The organism is Bacillus cereus group sp. MYBK216-1, assembly GCF_051916495.1.
Classification (GTDB): Bacteria; Bacillota; Bacilli; order Bacillales; family Bacillaceae_G; genus Bacillus_A; species Bacillus_A thuringiensis_K.
Map to the genome: position 1 here is coordinate 41,458 of NZ_JBQAGT010000013.1, position 19,950 is coordinate 61,407.

A 19,950-nucleotide genomic window follows, 5' to 3' on the forward strand; every position below is an offset into this window, starting at 1 on the left:
GCGAAAAAGGGTGTTTAAGATTTCCTTGCTTCAAATTGTAGAGGAATCGTGTTTAGCTAATTGTTTAAATTATATAATTATTACATTTGCTATTACTTGGATAGTAAGAATTATTTTAGTTAAATAAATATAGAAATTCAACAACATTTTATTTACAATATTCTTCTGTACTGTAAAGAATAGCCTCGGTCAATTGAAAAACATATTTTGATTATAATGATTATTGAGTGAAGAATTATCTCAAGAAAAAACAAAAATAAATTTTAATATTAACTCGAGATTCAAAATTAAATCGTTACTTTTTTGTAATGATTTTATTTAATAGAAGAATTATAATTGTAAATACCTTAAGTTACATTTAGGTTAATGGATGATTAATGGTTTTTTTACTAATTTTAGAGTAAAGAAGATGCTTGATTATTGAAAGATTATTGAATCAAGCTAGAATTAAGTAGTTTGTTGATTTATTATTTGAAGAAAATATTAACTCAAAATGTGTATAGAGGATATCATCCCCCTATATAAAGTGATAGATTCTACACATTGAAATATAATTACAAACTTCAAGTTCAATTTAAATCTATAAACTTTAAGTAGAAAAATAATTGATTCTCTGTAAATGTGTACTTAATGAAAAATACAAGAAGCTTATCTATTATTTTTCTTTTATAAATAGATAAGCTTTTTGTATTTTATAAAGAATTACATAAATACCGTCATTTAAGGAATTTCACTCACTGTAATTATTAATTATACAACCACAATAAAATATTATTTTAAAACACTGTTATTCCTTTGGATTTTTTAAATAATATTGGTTTTTATGTCTTTTTTTAATTTATAAGAAAGATGATATTCATTCTTATAAATTATTTAACTATAGTCAAATATAGAAACTATATTCTTCTTGTTTTATTACACTGTAGCATTAAACTACTTATACCATGTATTTGATTAAGTTAAAAAAAGTAATAGAGAGGGGGAAAGTTGTTAGGACATTGTTCCTAATTACTACAATAAGTTATGAACATAATAAACGATCGTCAAAACATGCTACTAAGTAAACTTGATAGCGAAAAAAGGTATTTTACCATGAAAGAACTATCCCTATATTTAAACTGCTCAATAAGAACTATTAGAAGAGATATTGCTGTTATACAAGATTTTTTACCAAAAGAATGGGAAATTAAACTTGTAATGCGAAAAGGAGTAATTTTAAAAAAAAACCTGTATGCTTCAACCTTCCAAAGTAACGTGTTATGTTTTAAACACTCTTATCTCTTTCAAACATTTAAAATAATAATGGAAGAAAATGTGGGATACATTCCCCACTTAGCGGATTCTTTATATTTATCAGTATCTGCTGTGTATCCAGTTTTAAAACAGGTTGATGAATATCTAAATAAATATAAATTATCTCTTCAAAGAAATCCCTTAGAAATTAAAGGCGACGAAATACAAATTATTCTAATGTATTATGAACTTTATCAACAAGCATTTTCTATTAATGAATGGCCGTTTGACGAATATTCTAAAGAATTTATCTGGGAATGGATTCAATTTATAGAAGAATCTTTAAATATTCAATTCCACATAACTACTAAACAAAAACTTTCATATTTAGTGTCAATTTTTTTAAGAAGAAAAAAAATTGACACTAAAATATATATGGACAGTAATATGTTAGAACGTATAAAACAATCCAGGTTTTATTGCGAAATATCAAGAGTGTGTGTCAAACTATTAAACAAATACGATTTGGAGTTAACTGCGGAAGACCTTGCATTTCTAACTATTGTAGTGGATTGTTCTAGATACATTTACAAAGATACAGTAAAACACATAAATGAAGGTATTCATATTTTTAGGAAAGAAAATCCAATAATATTTAAACATATACAAGAATTTATCGTTAGATTAGAAGGGATTTTCAAAATACCTCTCATCAATAATGATAAATTAATCTTTCTAATTATTGATTATCTCAAACGCATTTCTTATCAAATGCAATATTTATCCAAAATTGAAAATCCTAATGGATTAACATCTAAATATATACAAAGTAACTACCCCTATACTTTTCAACAAATTAAAAGTACATATGAGGAATGGATTGGTGGGCATACAAACTTAGATATATTCTTAAAGAATATGCCTGATGAAGATATTGCACAAATAACCATGCATATAGAAGCTACAAAACTTTTTTGTAATACACAGCAAAAAAAAGTTTTGCTTGTTACTGAAGAAGGAGATGCCTGGAGGCGATACATAATAGCTCTTCTTAGCAATATATTTCAAAATAAATTAATTTTTGTAGATACGTTCATTACAGATATTGAAAGTGAAAAGTTTAAAGATGTCGATTTTGTTATAGCCACTATCCCACTTGAAGTAAATTGTTATCCGGTTGTTTATATTTCTGCAATTCCTACAAATAGGGACATAGATACTATATCGAATCATATTTAAATTTTTTATGAACTTAAGATTTTATTTATATAGGATATTTGTATTTTTCCATTTTTTATCGTTTTCCGACAGAAGACTCCTTCCTTAAAAATGTGAAGGTGTGAAACACCAATTTTAGGTGGGAGATGAATGTCGGTTGGCATAAGCCAACATGTTTGCTACCATATACTTGTACAGATTGCTCTTTGAAAACTGAAGATATGAGGTTGGTTGCAGAAAAACGTTGCAACCGTAAAATCTTCAACGTTCTTTCGCCCCACGTTTGCTGAAGTTGCGAAAACCAAGCTAAAGTAGGGAGCGTGGTGAGTCAACGTACAAGATACTTATGTTTTCACCGTAGGGACTACGGGCAGAGCCTGCTAAGATAACCGGTGGATACATCAGTGTTCGCAGGAATCTCCCACTTCAAAAAGTCCGTAAGGACGTTAAGTGGTGAGTAGTTCAAGGATTTACAGGGTAAGGTATAAGGATCCTATCATAAAAAAGAATTGACGAATAAAATAAAATAATGTATAGTTTTGTCGAATAAAGTTTTATATAACAAAACTATAAGGGAGAATTTAAAATGAATCAATATATCGGCAATTTAGTTATCCGTATCGTGTTAGGGTTAACTTTCTTTGCACATGGTTTAGCAAAGTTCCAATCAGGAATTGATAACGTAGCTGGATGGTTTACTAGTATTGGGTTACCAGGTAGTCTGGCGTATGGAGTAGCGACATTTGAATTGGTTGGTGGAGTATTTTTAATTATCGGTTTAGGTGTAAGATATGTAGGGCTTTTATTTGCACTTATTTTAGTTGGAGCAATTGTAAAAGTAAATGGAGCCGCTGGGTTATTAGGTGATGGAAAGAACCCTGGATATGAATTGGATCTTGCATTATTAGCAATGGGTGCTTATCTATTTGTTGCGAAAGCAGAAGGATATATAGATCGTTTCATAAAAGAAAAAGTATCAAAAGCAAATTAAAAAGGGTTTTATCCTTTGTTTAATAAGAAAACATATAAATAAAATTATTTTATATGTAAAACGCTGTTCTTTTGGCAGATTCCTTTGCTAAAAGAACAGCGTTTTTTGTAAAATAACAATTACATAAAAATTCAATGGGATTTGTTATGTAATTCGTGGATGTATTTATTTTGCATCAACTTAGCATTAAAATTATTTAGACAGTGAAAAAACTCAATTATACTTGTATCACACATTTTCATCTAGAGCACTAATTCGGAAGGGAGATGGAAGATTCTTGCAAAAACCTGATTGTGAGTGATGGAGCGCTTGCAACAGCATCTATAAGTCAAGAAATTCAAATTGAAATGAAAAATTGATTCTCGGCTGTAAAGTTAGGCGATCAAGTAAAACTGAAAGGTTTTATTTTTGAAAACGCAGTATCTGTTGAAAAATTTCAAGCTACTGATTCATTATATCAGGGAAGTTATTTAGAATATATGGATGCATACGAATATGAAATAGGGCATATTACAGAGGTAGACAGGTAGGAATCTGAATTAGAAGAATTTGATTATAGAAATGTTCAATATACTGTAATGGAAGTGAACGAGATGTTATGGTTTCCTTTACACAAGAGCAAAAATTAAAACGTAGTAATAATAGATACAGTATATATTCACGTAGGTGAATTGTAATTTTTTTGTGAATATTTTTATGAGTGTTTCTGTTAAGATTAACAGCATAGCCATTCATTATGTTTGTTTTCTGAATTTTTCTATACATACCTATAACAAGGGGATAAAATACTAAAGTGATTTAATTTCTGTTGTTTTGCGTATGTTAAATTTGGAATATAACCAATATTTTATTAATTAAAACCTGGTTGCTATAGTAAAGTTTAGAGACATGTAAGATGAAGTGCTTCTAAAAAACATATAGGATAGTTCTATTTTTGTTTAAGTTTTTCATCATTTCTTAGCAGTATATATTTTTTAGTAATACTAATGGTTATATTGAATACCCTCTCAGAAAATAGTGTAATATAGTAAAATTAGCGGAGGCGATTATATGAAATTCAAGCAATCAGTACTTTGTTGTGGCATAGTGTCTACATTAATATTGGGCAGTAATGTTTATGCAGAAGAAGTGGATACATTAAAGGGTACAATTAATATAACTGAGCAACAGATACATCCATATATTGATAAGGATTTATTGTTAAGTCAAATGGTTGAATTTGTTGGGGAAATTAGTACTTCTTTTATATATAATGAAAGTACTAATTTAAGTTTTTTTATAAAAAATAATGGTAATCATAAACTAGGATACAGTGTTAAAGGCCCAAATAACGAACCGATTATAGGTGGTTATTTAAAGCCTGGAGAACAGAAAATTAATGTTACAAATGTACAAACAGCCGTATCGCCATTACCAAAAGGTACATTTAAAATTTATATTTCAAATGATGATAAAGCTAAAGGTCGGTTCCAGGTCATAGTGAAGTCTTCAAAATAATAAAATATATTTTAATTATTTTATTGCCATGTGGAACAATACTTACAAAAAAACAGGGAAAGGATTAACATATAATCTTTGCTCTGCCGGTCTCACTCAATAAAAAAACAAAATTATCCTCCATGTTTCAAGTCAAAAAGAATGAAATTTAATTAAATCTTACACAACAAAACTAATAAATGGAAATATTTCTGTAATAGGAAATCAAATGAAACTACCTAAAATCAGATTTGTGAAGTTTGTAAAGAGCCGCCAAGTAACGGGACGCATCCTAAGCGCTGCCATTAGAAGAAATCCAAGTAGTAAATACTTTGTGTCTTTGTTAGTTGAGACAGAAGTAGAAGGATCACTCAAAACAGGATCTTCTGTTGGGATTGATATGTGCATAAAGTATCTTTTTATCCTATTAACTGGATATAAATCCTGAACTCTTCCGCACATTAGAAAAAAGCTAGCGGAATCACAACGTATCCTTTCCAGAAGAAAGAAAAGTTCTTTGAACTGGGACAAACAACGGATAAAAGTGACACCAATCCATGAACATATCGCAAATGTGCTTAATCTTGATAATACACATCAGTATTCTGTCTGAATTTGTTACGGATTTGTAACGATTTTTATAAAATAGTATGTTATTCTGAAAACAGTTAGCTTATCATCCATAAATAGCTATCAGTGTTGTTTGAACAGTACTCCATTCCCTACTAATTAATACAACAAAAAGCATCTTTTCTCATAAAAGGAAGGGATGCTTTTTGTTAATTTTATATGGGGAAATCAGATAGTTATTACTTTAATTAGGGTATTTATTTGTTATGAGTTTGTAATGATTTTAGTTTTTATTACATTTATAACTTTGCTATGTTAACAAAAAATAAATGTAATGAAGAACAGAGAAGTGACAGTGAAAATTTATAGTTTAAAAAATGTTGCAAAATCATTCATTATACCCTCTATATTGATGGATGGACTACTTTGATATCAGCAACTTTACAGCATAGTATTATTTAATTTGATAATGCAGATTTAAAATATACTATGATATCTCTAAAAGTCACATTTATTAACGTTTATTGTATTTTAATAATCTGCAAGATATCTATTCTATATAACAGTAAAATATTATTGTTATCTGAGTACGAATTGATAAACATATGTTTGTGTTTTGATATGATACCTGTGAAATATTGTTGAATATTTTACAGGTATCATATCAAAGGAGAGTATTTACTATGAAAAAATTTACTATAAAAAAATTTTCGAGTGGTATGATTGCTATTTTGTCTGTTTTATCTTTTTCCTCAATGGCATCTGCTCACGAACATCCTGGGTACTCCCACGATAAAGAAATAGGATATACTAATTCTAATTGGATGTCTCAGATCAATGATAGTGTTAGATTTAGTGATTTATCTATTCCCGGTACGCATGACACAATGTCAACTGGTTATGGTGGAGATATAGCTCAAACACAATCCATGTCCCTTCAAGCTCAGTTAGATGCTGGAATTCGATATATCGACATTCGCTGTCGATATACAGATGGTTTATTTGCTATACATCATGGTTCTATATTTTTACATACTATGTTTGGTGATGTGTTGAATACAACAACACAGTTTTTAGATAATCATCCTGGTGAGACTATATTTATGCGTGTTAAACAGGAACATAGTAGTGTTTCTAATGATATCTTTAATCAAACACTTAAAGAATATATGGATAGATATCCAGGTTACTTTTTTGATAGCCAGAATAGAACAAATACAGATCCTACTTTAGAAGAAATGAGAGGGAAAATTGTTATTCTTCTAAATGTTGGGGGTTCAAATGTTGGTTTAAATTATCCCCATGACTTTAATATTCAAGATGATTACAATTTGCCTACTAACTGGGATTTACATGACAAATGGTTAAAAGTAAAAACTCAATTAAATATGGCAAATACAGCGCATCAAGCTATGTCTAGAAAAAAAATTATAAATTATTTAAGTGGAAGTGGAGGTGCATTTCCGTATTTTGTTGCGAGTGGGCATAGTAATCCTGCAACAGGGGCTCCTAGGCTTGCTACAGGTTTAACTACACCAGGCTGGTCAAATTCATATCTAGATTTCCCTAGAGTTGATTGTTTTATTGGGATATGCACGATTCCATTTGAAGGTACAAATGTTCTTACAACAAATTATATTGCTGAAAAACCTTTTAATTACATTGGAATTGTCGTTTCCGATTTCCCTGGAAGAGGATTAATAAATAATGTTATTAGTGTTAATAAAAATTTATCATTTTAGCCAAGAAGGCTCCTTCCTCAAGGAACGTGAAGGGCTACAGCCCAGTAAGTAGGTGGGAGATTCCTAAGTACGGAAACCTAACAGATTCTAAATAAATATGTAATTTGATTGAAAGATAAAGAAAAAGTATTCAAATTTGAATACTTTTTCTTATGTGAATTAATAACCGTATTTTTAAGTTCTTGATTTACTATAAATAAAAATAAGCTATTAGGTTGATTGTGAACTACCCGCCACTTAACGTCCTAATGGACTGTTTGAAGTGCGGGCTTCTCCTTCTCGGTTAGTCGTTACTTTTGATAGCTAACGATCGTCCTAAGGCAGCCGAGCTCCAAAGGTTATTTTATTGCTATCTATGCTAACATTAATAGGCGTATTGCTTCATTTTTGATATTGATAGCTGCGTTAATAATCTCTATCGAGATTTACACCGCATATACAAGAATATACTCGTTCAGACAATTACATATTTTTCACATTTCCACAACTGTTACATGCTTTTGTGGAAGGAAACCATTTGTCTATTTTCACAAACTGTTTTCCTTGTTCATGTAGTTTATAAGTTAAGAAAGGAGTGAACATACCTCAGCCATATCAGCGACACTTTTTTCCAAAATGAAGTGCTTGTGACATTTCTTTCATGTGTAGGTCTTCAATAGCTACGACATCAAAATGAGTAACTAACTCTTTAGACTTATGATGAAGGAAGTTCTTCTTGATAATACTCGTTGTGCCTTTGCTAATTTGTCTAACATGTTACGATAGAACTCAAGATAATTGGCTTTCTCATCCTCAGAACTAACGTATAGCCCATCCATTGCAAAGTCTAATCCAACAACTGTTTGTACAACCTCTTTTTCGTATTCAGTCAAGATGGACACATAGTATTTACTAGAAGATGTCATAGAAATCGTACATGACTTGATTATATAGCCTTGTGGTATCTTTCTATGTGGTTTAATACGTGCCATTTACAGTTTTGGTAATTTAATATGCCCATTTAGTAACGTAATATTTCCATTTACTCCATTCGTTGTATAAGACTTTCTGTCTTTTTTGTTTTTGAATGTTGAGAAGTCATTTTGACCACTAAAGAAATTCTTATAGGCAGTTTGCAAGTTTAGTTGAACATTTGCCAAAGCTCATGAATCAACTTCTTTCAACCATTCGAATTCTTTTTTGTATTTTGTAGGAGTAGGAAGCTTTTGTTTCTTTAGATGTTCGTATCAAAAAGCTGGGGATTTCTCTTATCAAGAAATTTAGAAGATACCACTTTTAAGTTTTTATATAAAATTTCAAAAATATGGATAAATCAAGTTATACCTATTTATTATGTATTTTACAGAGTCTTTTTGTTTGATTTTAAATCTATTTTTACAAGTTTCCTATGCAAAAGTGATACTTTCATCCCATACTTGAAGGTCGAGATACAAGTCCTACATTGTGACTTGTATCTCGAAATTTAAAATGTTTGCTTTTGTAAAATATAATATTGAGAAACATTTCCATTGTAGACACTTAAATATCGTTGGATTTTCATCCCATATTTATCAGCGACATATCGAATATTTATTCTTACTGGAGTATAGCCGAATATAATAATTTTCCCATCCCAATTTAATAATTGAATAAGATGTTCAAATAGATTATACGCTTGTGTAATTGTCACTACTTCCATATTTAAGAATCGTAAAAATAGGTAGTCTACTTTAATATTACTTGGACTAGGGCTAGATGCCTCTGCCTGAAATACAAAATCTATTTTTTTGTTTGCAAGCTCAGTCATTCTTTTAGATTGATCAGATCCGATATATTTTCCATAAGGGAAATTCGCCTTCAAATGTGCTAGAAAAGTTCCGGTAGAGCAAGCTGGATCATAAAATACCTTATTACAAGTTTCCTGAGTATGTAAATATTGAATAGTTATATCTCTAAAATGAGCTTCATTAGTATCGAGGATTTCCAATTGTGCATCGTCCAATGAATCCCAAATTTCAGAAGTTATTAAGTGTTCTTGAAAATCATCGTTCAAAGGAGAAAATGGAAATAATATTTCTGCTTCTTCATCATGTTGCAATGTTAAAAATACATTTTCTATTTCGTTTAGTGTACAAGGTGTGTAATATAGATACACTTTATTATCAGTTACCTGAAACGTTTGAAAGTGTCCTAAAATCATGTTTGGATAAATTTCAGGACTTATGTTTACCGTATTAGATTCATAATCAATTGCTTTAGCATATTTTCTGCCACAAAATATATGATTTGAAGTTTGTAATATAAAGAGATTTTCTCTTGAAAAGTAAGGTTCTACATATACATTTGTAGAATGGCCGTGTGGTATTTTTTCATTACTTATAAACTCATCTAATATAACTAGTTCATGGTTAAAACGAGTACTATAATCTATTACTGGTTTCTTATTAATGGTATTAATTGTTTTCCCTCTATCTGAAGGGAAAACAATTTGTCCAAACAATACATTAAAGAATCTCTCTGTATTAGGTATAATAACATTTACTAGATGAACTCCATTAGTAAACTTTTGACATATTGAATAATAAATATCAAAATTATGTTTATTTAAAAGTTGAGCAAGATAATCTAAATACATGTCAAGATTGTCTAAGGAGTAATTAGATATTGTTTGAAAGTCAACTTGTTCTATCTCGAATGCGTTTAATAGAGTATTTGTATTAAATTCAGCACATACGTACTGATTTGGAAACCCCTTTAGGAGATTAATATTTTTAGTTATTTCTTTATGTGCACTTGGGTATGTTTGTATCATATGATAGCTTTGAATAAGTTCAGAAATAGCTCTTTTTGCTGCGTAGTCCCGATATAACGAAGCACCACTACCATAAATAGGTATTCCAAATTTATTGTGTTCTAGTATTGCGAGGATAACAGGAATATCTAATTCGGTGGTTAGATTAACAAGAGAAATTTTTTGACCAAGTTCTCTTTCAGCATTTCTTAAAAAATCTTTTACGTCTATTGATAGAGTGTCACGTTTAATTATCTTCAAGGTATCATTATTACGATAATAATAATATTTTAATAAAAATAAAGATAAAGCATCACGTTCAATAACTTCATTACTAGCATGAATGATTGCTTCGTTTAAGCTACAACCAATAGCAGTTCCGCTATTACTGCTATAACGTTTTAATTTACTATAATTTATCTCTTTATCAAAATATTTTGGTTTATCTGCATAAAATGGATTCGTAATAAATGTCGGGTACCATAACTCGTTAGAAGTATTTTGTAGGCTTATATACTTTTGACATGGGATTAATTTTTCTCTATCAGAATCAGAATATAGTAATTGAATAATTTTTTCATTATCACAACATTTTATATTAGGGATTTCTTCAAGTGAAAATAATTTTTGCTTAGAATACTTAATCTTATACTCTGTTAAGTAATGTTCCAAGGCTTCAAATAAAGCACCGACTTTACTGGTGAGTCCGCCTCCTTTTCCAACTCCGGATGTTAGCTTTTTTCCTTGGAAATCGAATAATTCAGCATATTCTGTTTGAAGATAGTTTCCTATATTCTGATAATTTATTTTTATATCTAGTTCTTTGCAAACTTCCGTTCCTTTATAGAGTGCGTCATTAATGTTATATTCTCTCTCCCAATTTTTTTGCATCAAATTCTTCCTCCTAACATGAGTGCATAAAGGACAAGGCGAAACTTCCTCAAAAAGGAGATTTCGCCTTGTTCTTAATTATTTTGTTTAGCTTCCTTTAGTTCAGTTGTTGTTAATTTTTGATCTCCATTTTTTGGAGACAATCCTGAAAGCATGTATCCCATTTTATTCACCTCCAATTATAGTCGTTCCTAGAATATTAAAAAGTTGTCATTTGCCAGGTAAAAAATCTAAAATTCCGATAATTAATTCGATTTAATTACCTATTGACAAGTATATTTTAATTGGTTTCTCATACATAGGATATTCATATTTCGCCCTTTTTCATGAAAAAATATGAATAGACATATATTTTGAAAATTTATATAATTTTTATTTATGGAAGAAATTAAAGTTCAACTATAATAATTAGGAGAGAATTGCTTGGAAACCCTATTTAGAGAAATTAAAAATATAAATCTTTATAGGGGATCAGAGTAAACTATTAAAAAATTTGTATGCAAAATAAACTCTAATGGATTTTCTTTTTTTTAATTAAGCCACTTCAAAACGGCTAGATAACTGAGCTAAAGATGTTGTAGCGACATTTGGTCTTTATACATAAAACGACTAAATCTTTTGCTTAGTATTTACTGATTGGTTGCACGAAACAAACATCTCTAGCAATATCCTGTAAGATACCTTTAGATAAAAAGGCTTGAATCTTTTGAGCAAATAGTTGCAATTCATCAGATATAGAGATAGACGTACAAAACGCCATTCTTTCCTAGGATTCTACAGAAAGAATAGCGTATTTTTTATTTTAGAGGGGTATTTTGTTTTCTTAGCTATATAGAGATGAGGTCCCAATATAAAAACATTAAAATTTTAAACTTTGTGAGTAGCAATACCCTTCCCGTAGGAAACATCACGATAAGGATGTTAATGGAGGATTGAAGTTTAACCACGAAGTAATTTGGCCACTAATCATAGGAAATAGGGGGATAATCTTAATTTCTGTATTTAGTAATCTTTCACTTCGAACATTCTGTTAGGGCGTTAAAGGTTAGAGAGTTCAAAGGGATAAATAGCAAAAGAATATATTGTTACCTTTCTGTAAAGATTTGAGGATAGATAAATAGTAAAATATATCTAACAGGTATAGGAAAATAGTTTATAACTGAAGGGTGAAGTTTTAAGATTATAGCATTTTAATGTGGGGGATGATGTTTGAAAAATCATTTTAGCATAAGCTAGAGTAGTGCAAACCGCTTGGGCTTTGAATTGAAAGTTAGTACTGTTGAACAGAATTTGAAATTGGAGATAATAGAATTTGTGTATACGGTATATATGCTGGGGATTCAGTAGAAGAGATTGCATACATATGCATTAAGCCTATTAAAAGGTAGTAATTTATTAATTTGACTAATTTTAACTGAGAAGTGTATATATGGAAAAAATCATGGGTAGTTCATTTGTTAAACAGATAGAAAACTTATGCTTTTCATAGAGTGGGGATGTATATTGGGGTAGTTAAGAGGCGCCTACTATAATCAAATAAGCTAAATATATAATAATGTACAATTCCTGCAATCCATATAATAAACAGAAAGATTATTCGTATGTTATTAAGTTGAATTAATAGTAGTGATTGTATAAGGAGTACAGGAAATATGAGAAAAACATACTATTTATTATTAAGTTTTATTTTATTTGTATCATTATTTATTAATGATAAAGCATTTGCAGATACACAACAGAATAATCAATATTCTAACATCCTGATTGACACTAGTGGAAATCCTGTTTTAACAGGAAAAAGGTATAATATTAAAGTATTTACGAGTAAAGATAATTATGAAACTGAATATAGGCTTATTGATGCGCCATGGACTGATCGTTGGGACTGGTTAACTTTCTTTAAACCCAATATGTATTCTCCAAAATATGATAATAGATTACATGTAAAAGGGAAAAAAGATGGTTCAGTAGTTTTTACAAATGATAAAATAGCATTTGAATATAAATATCCCTATTTTGGTATAGACAATTATGATGACTATCAATATAAATATTGGAACCTTCAAAAGCCATCTTTTTGGTATCCCAATGGCGGAATTTATTTAGGTAAAAAATTACAATATAACAATATCTCAAATATTCAACCAAATGGTATGTTTGAATATAAGATGGATTCACTTCCTATAAATGCTAATATAGGGAATTTACTTTATCTAACTGCAAAAAAGAGCAGTACAACATATAAAGTGAGATTTCAATTGGAGGCATACTAACAATTTTTCAAAAAGCTAAACAATGTATTTATAATATCCCACTATAGAATTTGTATTTTTTAGTCCTGTTATCCTTCTAAAAACATTTTGTTTTCCTTCCTTGTATATTATAAGAATATTAGGAGTGAAGAGATGAAAAAAGTAAATAAATGTGTCACAGCTATGGCAATTTGTTCAACAATTGCACTGGGTGGCTTACAAGTTCCGTCTGTATCGTACGCAGCTTCATCAGCCAATGCAGAAATAGTGCAGTCGGATGCTAAATTATTAGAATCTTTTAGAAAAGAAATAAAAAAACAGATTGATAATCGAGAGGGAAATATTACAATCACATATAAAACAAAAGATAGTAATGCTAGAAATATTATGGATCAATTGTATGGTGAGTTTAATAAAATTGTAGATGCTGATGAGTATGTAAAATATAATGTAGCGTCTACTAGATATTCTATTAAAGGAATGCCAGGGAACTATACGTTTACACTGCAAGTGAAATACCGTGAATCAAAAGAACAAACTCAATATGTAAAAAAACAGGCGAAAGTAATTGTTGGATCTATTGTAAAACCAGGAATGGATGAGCATGAGAAAGTAAAAGCTATTCACGATTACGTTGTAAAGCATGTGTCTTATGATACGTCTTATCAAGCGTATACAGCATATGAAGCGTTAGCGAATCGTTCTGCCGTTTGCCAAGGATATGCATTATTAACGTATGAATTGTTAAAAGAGGCAGGTATTCAAAATCATATTGTAACAGGTACAGGGAATGGACAAGCTCATGCATGGAACTTAGTAAAGATTGAAAATAAATGGTATCATCTTGATACTACATTTGATGATCCAGTTCCAGATAAGGCTGGACGCGTAACATACTCATACTTTAATATGTCTGACGAGCAGATAAGCAAAGACCATAAATGGGATAATGGTAAATATCCAAAAGCCACTACGAATTACTACAATGAATTAACAAATAAGATAAATGTAGGTAGTTCAAATTCTAAGGTATATCAACAAATGTTAAAAGATACAAATTTAGTATATCTTTCTGCACAATATGGGGCAGAAAATTATAGCGAATTAAAGCAAAAACTCCAGAAGCAATTTGCTTTAAAACCAGAAAAAGTAGAAGTACGATATAAACAGTCTATGGATATGACAATGCAAGACCTAAAAAAAGTATTAAATGAAATTACTTGGCCAAAAGGAGCTAAGGGAGTTTCTTATAAAGTGACACCATATAATGCAATGGCAGGTTATTCGCTAGCGACAATTACGTTTACGTATTAATAAAAAAGTATTTATGAGAAACTCTTAGTTTTTAGAAGAAGGGAGGTGTTTATGTAATATCACATGCATGTTATTTTGCATAAATATATTACGATTTTAAAGTTTAATGAATCCTTACCACTCGATTCAATTTTGTTTTGAATTTTCTTGTTATTAAGGATAATAATGGTTGATTTATAGTGAACTATGTAAGTCTGTTTTTTCTTTTAATTCATTTTTTATATTTATATTGAGCGCCCCGTTTGGGGGCCTTTTTTTATTAAAAAGAAAAGATATTCTTTAGAATCTCATCTCTTGATTGCTTATTGAGATGGCACTTATGTAATTTACTTAGAAAAAACGATAGTTTCATATAGATAATATTTAGATGAGAATTTCAATACCTATATAGATTAGTAATACATATTGCACTCCCACCCTTAAAGGAGCAAGCTGACTAACGTCATTGGGATTCTTGCTACCTAAGGCGAAGTCTATTTCTGAGATCGCTGACGTGCAAGATTGCGGTGTGCCATCACCATTCTCACGACAGACCGTATAGGTTCGTGAGCTACGTTACTATCACCATACCGTACGGGTTCGTGTAGATGTTTTAGCGTCTTGTTCTTGATGACACATATCATTTTACCAATAGTATGAATTCGGCTACCGAACTCCATATGATATCTTGTTTTCAAGGAACACAATGTCGTTTTAAAGACATGTACTTGTTTATAGTTTCAGTATAACCAAAAAAACAACTGTTTTCTATGAAAAAGCGATCCTTTCATCCCGTGCCTAAAGGTGGACTAAAGCCCGATATGGGCTTTCCCGTATCGCAAAATCTGTAATCAAACTAGTATTTTGAAGTATTCTCGAAACATAAATGATATTATCACTTATTGTAATTTTTTATTAAAATAAGATAAATAAAAGGTGGTTTACTATGAAATTAATAGGAGTTACTCGTAAAATAGATCGATTAGGACGTATTGTCATCCCAAAGGAGCTAAGACAGACTTTAGGAATTATGGGAAAGGATTCAATCGAGATATTTGTTGAAGGCGATAAGATTATTCTACAGAAATATACACATTATAATACATGTCTCATCACAGGTGATATTTCACAAAGAAATATTTCATTTGCAAATGGAAATATTGTTCTGAGTCCAGAAAGTATCCAATGTTTAATTGATCAGCTCCAAACATACTTACTGCAAGAGTTAGATATATATAATTCTGTTCAAATAAGAAAGTGAAAATTGTATAGAACTCTGACCGAATAAATATGCAATAATAAGCGTCCCCTTTAATCAATGCCGGTATATCCATTTTGATTAAAGGGGACTATCCTGCATAGAATATCTAAAGAGGGCATACAAACGTTTTGTGGTGGGGACTAATATCCTTTCTATAAAAAGAATTCAACAATTAAATTTATATAATTTCACGTACCGAAATATATATAGTTGAATACATAAAAAACATAAGTAACCTTATAGTATATAGCTTCGCAATAAATATTGGCAGTAAAAATGGGCTTTGAATACAAAGAAAAATATGATTCACGTTATTTAATGTATAGCAAAAATTCTCCATAAAATTTAAAAAATACTATTCTTTCTGTAGAATCATAGGAAAGGATGGCGTTTTTGATATGAACTTATCAACTTTTGATGAACTAGAATTGTTTGCTAAAGAGATAGGATTTGTTCAACGGAAAAGTAAATATCGAGCACAAGATTTAGTAGCATTATGTGTGTGGTTAGGCGAAAGCATAGCAAATACTTCATTGACACAACTATGTAGTCGATTAGAAGCTAACACAGGTATTTCTATGAGTCCAGAAGGACTCAATCAACGCTTTAATTCTCAAGCTATACAGTTGTTAAAACAAATATTAACCTCTTTACTTCATCAACAATTTTGTTTATCTAGCAAAATTCCAACATCGTATACAAACTATTTTCGTGGGATTCGTGTATTGGATTCTACACACTTTCAGGTTCCAGATAAATTTATTTCTACATATCAAGGTTCAGGAGGTAGTGGTAAGTTTCTACATGTTAATGTAGGATCGGGAAAACACAATGATAAAAATTATGGATATACTTGCCTAGCATTTCTTCAACCATTACAGTCTGGTAAAACATATGAGATTCCTGAGATTTATTCGGAATGTATCAAAAACTTCCTGCAAGACTTATCTTATATAAATTAACTGAAACACAAATGAAGCGTAGACAAAAAGATTTAGCATCTAAAGAACATAAGAAACAAATCACCTATAAAAAACGCAGTAAGCGGCTTAGTGCAATTAACCTTTACATTACGAATATCCCTTCGGAATATCTATCAAAGGAATAAGTATATGATTTTTACTCCTTAAGATGGCAAATTGGCGTGTCCAGATAAGGACACATTATCTAGTTGGTGAAAGTCCAATCGAGAGAATAGACTCCACTCCCGTAGCCTGAGAGGCGCCATGAAGTGAAAGCGACATGGCGAAGCCCTCTGACATCACATGCAAAAGGCATGTGGGCAAATCTCCAGGTTGTAACGTACAGTGAACGTAGATGTAGCCTCGTTACACGCAATTCCGGTGGCTGAGACGGTCGATAACGTGCGAAAGCAACAAGAACTGACCGAAACGAGTCTGGAACGGCAGTTCTCACCGGCGGGGTATCAGCGGCGACATGGAGAGAAAGATAATGTGGAAACTGGAGAAGCCCTCGACACCCGATGAAGAAATCTCATCGAGGAGACCGTCTCTATAACCGCGATCGGGAAGTGAGAACGGTAGGTGTCAGGGTGGCGGAACGGATCGTAGTACCAGAGATCTGCGTGCAGCAAAAAACGCGGGGAGGAAAGGGTCCGAACCTGTAAACATTTCGTATGACTAAAGGAGGCAAGGGTGCCATGACAAAAACACCCATCACTTTGCAGGAACTAAGGCAACGAATCTATCGAAAGGCGAAGTCTGAACCTACGCACCGGTTTTGGGGGCTATTTACCCACATTACCAAAATGACAACCCTTCACGAAGCATACCAACAGGCGAGGGAAAACAACGGTGCTCCAGGCATTGATGGAAAAAGTTTTGCTGATATAGAACTAGAAGGAGTTATCCCATTCTTAACGGGTATTCAAGAGGAATTGCAAGCTGGAATATACCGACCACAAGCCAATCGAAAAGTAGAAATCCAAAAGGCAAACGGAAAAATGCGAACTCTCCAAATTCCGTGTATACGAGATCGTGTAGTACAAGGAGCGCTAAAACTCATATTAGAAGTAATTTTTGAAGCTGATTTCTGTCCAAATTCGTATGGGTTTCGGCCGAAACGCTCTCCACATCAGGCATTGGCAGAAGTACGACGCAGTATATTGCGCCGTATGACTATAATAATTGATGTTGATTTGTCACGCTACTTTGATACAATCCGACACAACATATTATTGGAGAAAATCGCGAAACGTGTCCAAGACCCACAGGTTATGCATCTTGTAAAACAGGTAATTAAGGCAACAGGAAAGATCGGTGTCCCGCAAGGGGGCCATTTTCTCCACTAGCCGCGAACATTTACCTCAATGAAGTGGATTGGACATTTGATACCATTCGACGCAAAACAGCTAAGGGCAATTACGAAGCTGTAAACTATCACCGTTTTGCCGACGATATAGTTATCGCTGTAAGCGGACACTCTCCAGTAAAAGTGGATGGGCTGAACTGGCATTACGACGACTGTGGGAACAGTTAAAGCCTTTGGGAGTTGAACTGAATCTGGAGAAGACTCAGATGGTCAATGTCCTAAAAGGAGAATCCTTCGGATTTTTAGGATTTGACCTGAGACGAATACCAAACCGAAATAAGAATGGATTCTTCGTTTTCATGATCCCGAAGAAGAAAGCTCGCACGACAGTGAAAGCAAAAATTCGCGAACTCATTCAAAACGCAGGAGCGAAGCCAGCACAAGACTTAATAAAACAAATCAATGCCGTACTGACTGGATGGATGAACTACTTCCGGGTTGGGAACTCTAGTCAAGCTTTCAGTGAAGTACGTGATTATACGGAAATGAAAATTCGCACACTGTTAACGAGAAGGAAACGACGACGAAAGCGTAGCATCGGATGGCAGAGATGGAGTAACGAATATCTCTATGGTGTACTGGGGCTTTACTGGGACTGGAAAGTCCTTCCCCTGAAAAGTGCAGAGAGTTTCCGATGAAAGTGTCTGCCATTTGATAGGTCTCATAACCCTTTTGATGAAGTTTATGGGGTGAGCTGCTTGAGGGAAAACCTCACGAGCAGTTCTTATGGGGAGAGGCTGGAAACGGATTACAACTGATACCGCGCCAGTCTTTTACCCGACAATTGATATTTAAAACATGGAAATCAGTTTTTCGTATTCATCATTGTAATTCTGTAAAATTAGAACGGCTAGTGTGTCATTTATATGGGCAGTTAATTAGTATACTTCTTTGTTGCTCCACTATGTTTCAAATGCGTCACTTACTCATCGTGAAAAAGAAACGAGAACTAAGTGAATATAAAGCGTTCTATATCATTAAAGATTACTACCTACTTATATATCAATCTCTACAACAAAACACCTAGAAACTATCAAAGATCTTCCTTAGTTTGTTCAATTTCTTGCATAAAATGGACAAAAATCTCATCAATATGAGAAGAAAACAGTCTTTGATATATTGGGTGTCGTGTACAATTATTTCGTTACTCGCAATCATGTAGCTTAATTAAAAAAATGAAATCCGTTAGGGTTTATTTAGTATGCAAATTTTTAGAAAGCTGATATAAACTCTTTAGAAAACAGAAAAAATCTAGTTGATATGGTGATCCCAGATCAACTTTTACTTAATCTTAGGTTGATGGGTATGTGGCGGGATCCTATGTACTACCAATGCAGAAAAATCATATACACAAACTTCATAATAAATAAATTTTAACTTCACTCAAAATACAGATTACTGTTATACGATAAGGCTATTATAATATGAGAAACAAAAAATTCTAATATAACTACATTCCATAAAAGTTATATTCATTTAGTAAAAATGAAAATTGGAAGCGAGGATAAGTTATGAAGAAATTTTCGTGTGAAAATGTACAAAATCAAGTTACCGAAGAAGACATTGAACTATTAAAAGCACTGGCGCACCCAGTACGTCTAAAGATTATTATTGAGTTAACCAAGAATATAACATTAAACGTAACAGAGTTAATAGAAATTCTAGGTACACCACAATCGACTACATCTCAACATCTGTCTAAATTAAAAGGAAACGTCTTACGCGCGGAAAGAAGGGGGGTAGAGGTATACTATCACATTCGAAATTCAAAAGCTAATAAAATAGTAGAAATACTACAGTATACCCAATATTAATGTAGGACTGAATCTAAGAAATAAAGAATTTCATTTCCTAACCTTAAGGAACTACGTGGATATCCTATCTTTACATAGGAATTTCCCACTTCAAACAGTCCGTTAGGA

Annotated in this window: 10 protein-coding genes and 5 pseudogenes; 11 read left to right on the forward strand and 4 right to left on the reverse strand. The window is 31.7% G+C overall.

The features are described from left to right. The first annotated feature begins 1,050 nt into the window (after nucleotides 1–1,050). The 3 genes from ACTFRH_RS27180 to ACTFRH_RS27190 all read left to right on the forward strand — a co-directional run bounded on the left by ACTFRH_RS27180 (nucleotide 1,051) and on the right by ACTFRH_RS27190 (nucleotide 4,939). A complete protein-coding gene (locus ACTFRH_RS27180; RefSeq protein WP_216475856.1) occupies nucleotides 1,051–2,472 on the forward strand; it encodes a BglG family transcription antiterminator in 1,422 nt (473 codons plus the stop codon). A gap of 565 nt (nucleotides 2,473–3,037) precedes the next feature. Beyond that, complete coding sequence (locus tag ACTFRH_RS27185) at nucleotides 3,038–3,442, forward strand: DoxX family protein (RefSeq protein ID WP_216475714.1); 405 nt, start codon at nucleotides 3,038–3,040, stop codon at nucleotides 3,440–3,442. 1,050 nt (nucleotides 3,443–4,492) lie between these two features. Continuing rightward, nucleotides 4,493–4,939 (forward strand): hypothetical protein, encoded by a 447-nt coding sequence (locus tag ACTFRH_RS27190; protein WP_216475716.1) that lies wholly within the window; start codon nucleotides 4,493–4,495, stop codon nucleotides 4,937–4,939. A gap of 204 nt (nucleotides 4,940–5,143) precedes the next feature. On the opposite strand, the gene ACTFRH_RS27195 is transcribed toward ACTFRH_RS27190, so the two are convergent. Continuing rightward, nucleotides 5,144–5,326 carry a hypothetical protein gene (locus ACTFRH_RS27195; protein WP_440048864.1) on the reverse strand — a complete coding sequence of 61 codons (183 nt, stop codon included), beginning with the start codon at nucleotides 5,324–5,326 and terminating at the stop codon, nucleotides 5,144–5,146. An 845-nt stretch (nucleotides 5,327–6,171) separates the two neighbouring features. Here ACTFRH_RS27195 and ACTFRH_RS27200 point away from each other — a divergent pair. Continuing rightward, entirely contained in the window at nucleotides 6,172–7,230 is a 1,059-nt protein-coding gene (locus tag ACTFRH_RS27200) for a phosphatidylinositol-specific phospholipase C (RefSeq protein WP_216475718.1), read from the forward strand. Between the two features lie 353 nt (nucleotides 7,231–7,583). Here the strand turns inward: ACTFRH_RS27200 and ACTFRH_RS27205 are convergent. From ACTFRH_RS27205 to ACTFRH_RS27215, 3 genes and pseudogenes are all read right to left on the reverse strand, one after another. After that, nucleotides 7,584–8,453: pseudogene (locus ACTFRH_RS27205) on the reverse strand (RNA-guided endonuclease InsQ/TnpB family protein); the annotation flags it as partial. Between the two features lie 239 nt (nucleotides 8,454–8,692). Next, nucleotides 8,693–10,891: a YcaO-like family protein gene (locus ACTFRH_RS27210; protein WP_216475721.1), complete on the reverse strand. Its 2,199-nt coding sequence runs from the start codon at nucleotides 10,889–10,891 to the stop codon at nucleotides 8,693–8,695. A gap of 537 nt (nucleotides 10,892–11,428) precedes the next feature. After that, nucleotides 11,429–11,651 (reverse strand): annotated as a pseudogene (locus tag ACTFRH_RS27215) (IS4 family transposase); the annotation flags it as partial. An 892-nt stretch (nucleotides 11,652–12,543) separates the two neighbouring features. Between ACTFRH_RS27215 and ACTFRH_RS27220 the strand changes: the two are divergent. The 7 genes and pseudogenes from ACTFRH_RS27220 (at nucleotide 12,544) to ACTFRH_RS27250 (ending at nucleotide 19,842) form a co-directional block, all read left to right on the forward strand. Next, nucleotides 12,544–13,164 carry a hypothetical protein gene (locus tag ACTFRH_RS27220; RefSeq protein ID WP_216475723.1) on the forward strand — a complete coding sequence of 207 codons (621 nt, stop codon included), beginning with the start codon at nucleotides 12,544–12,546 and terminating at the stop codon, nucleotides 13,162–13,164. A 132-nt stretch (nucleotides 13,165–13,296) separates the two neighbouring features. After that, nucleotides 13,297–14,457 carry a transglutaminase domain-containing protein gene (locus tag ACTFRH_RS27225; protein ID WP_216475724.1) on the forward strand — a complete coding sequence of 387 codons (1,161 nt, stop codon included), beginning with the start codon at nucleotides 13,297–13,299 and terminating at the stop codon, nucleotides 14,455–14,457. A gap of 925 nt (nucleotides 14,458–15,382) precedes the next feature. Then, nucleotides 15,383–15,697, forward strand: coding sequence for an AbrB/MazE/SpoVT family DNA-binding domain-containing protein (locus tag ACTFRH_RS27230; RefSeq protein ID WP_216475726.1), 315 nt, complete (start codon nucleotides 15,383–15,385; stop codon nucleotides 15,695–15,697). Nucleotides 15,698–16,095: 398 nt separating this feature from the next. After that, a pseudogene (locus ACTFRH_RS27235) lies at nucleotides 16,096–16,802 on the forward strand (IS4 family transposase); the annotation flags it as partial. A gap of 555 nt (nucleotides 16,803–17,357) precedes the next feature. Then, nucleotides 17,358–18,666 (forward strand): annotated as a pseudogene (gene ltrA, locus ACTFRH_RS27240) (group II intron reverse transcriptase/maturase). Nucleotides 18,667–18,809: 143 nt separating this feature from the next. Continuing rightward, a pseudogene (locus ACTFRH_RS27245) lies at nucleotides 18,810–19,195 on the forward strand (IS4 family transposase); the annotation flags it as partial. 344 nt (nucleotides 19,196–19,539) lie between these two features. Next, nucleotides 19,540–19,842 carry an ArsR/SmtB family transcription factor gene (locus ACTFRH_RS27250; protein ID WP_216475728.1) on the forward strand — a complete coding sequence of 101 codons (303 nt, stop codon included), beginning with the start codon at nucleotides 19,540–19,542 and terminating at the stop codon, nucleotides 19,840–19,842. The last annotated feature ends 108 nt before the right edge of the window (nucleotides 19,843–19,950 follow it).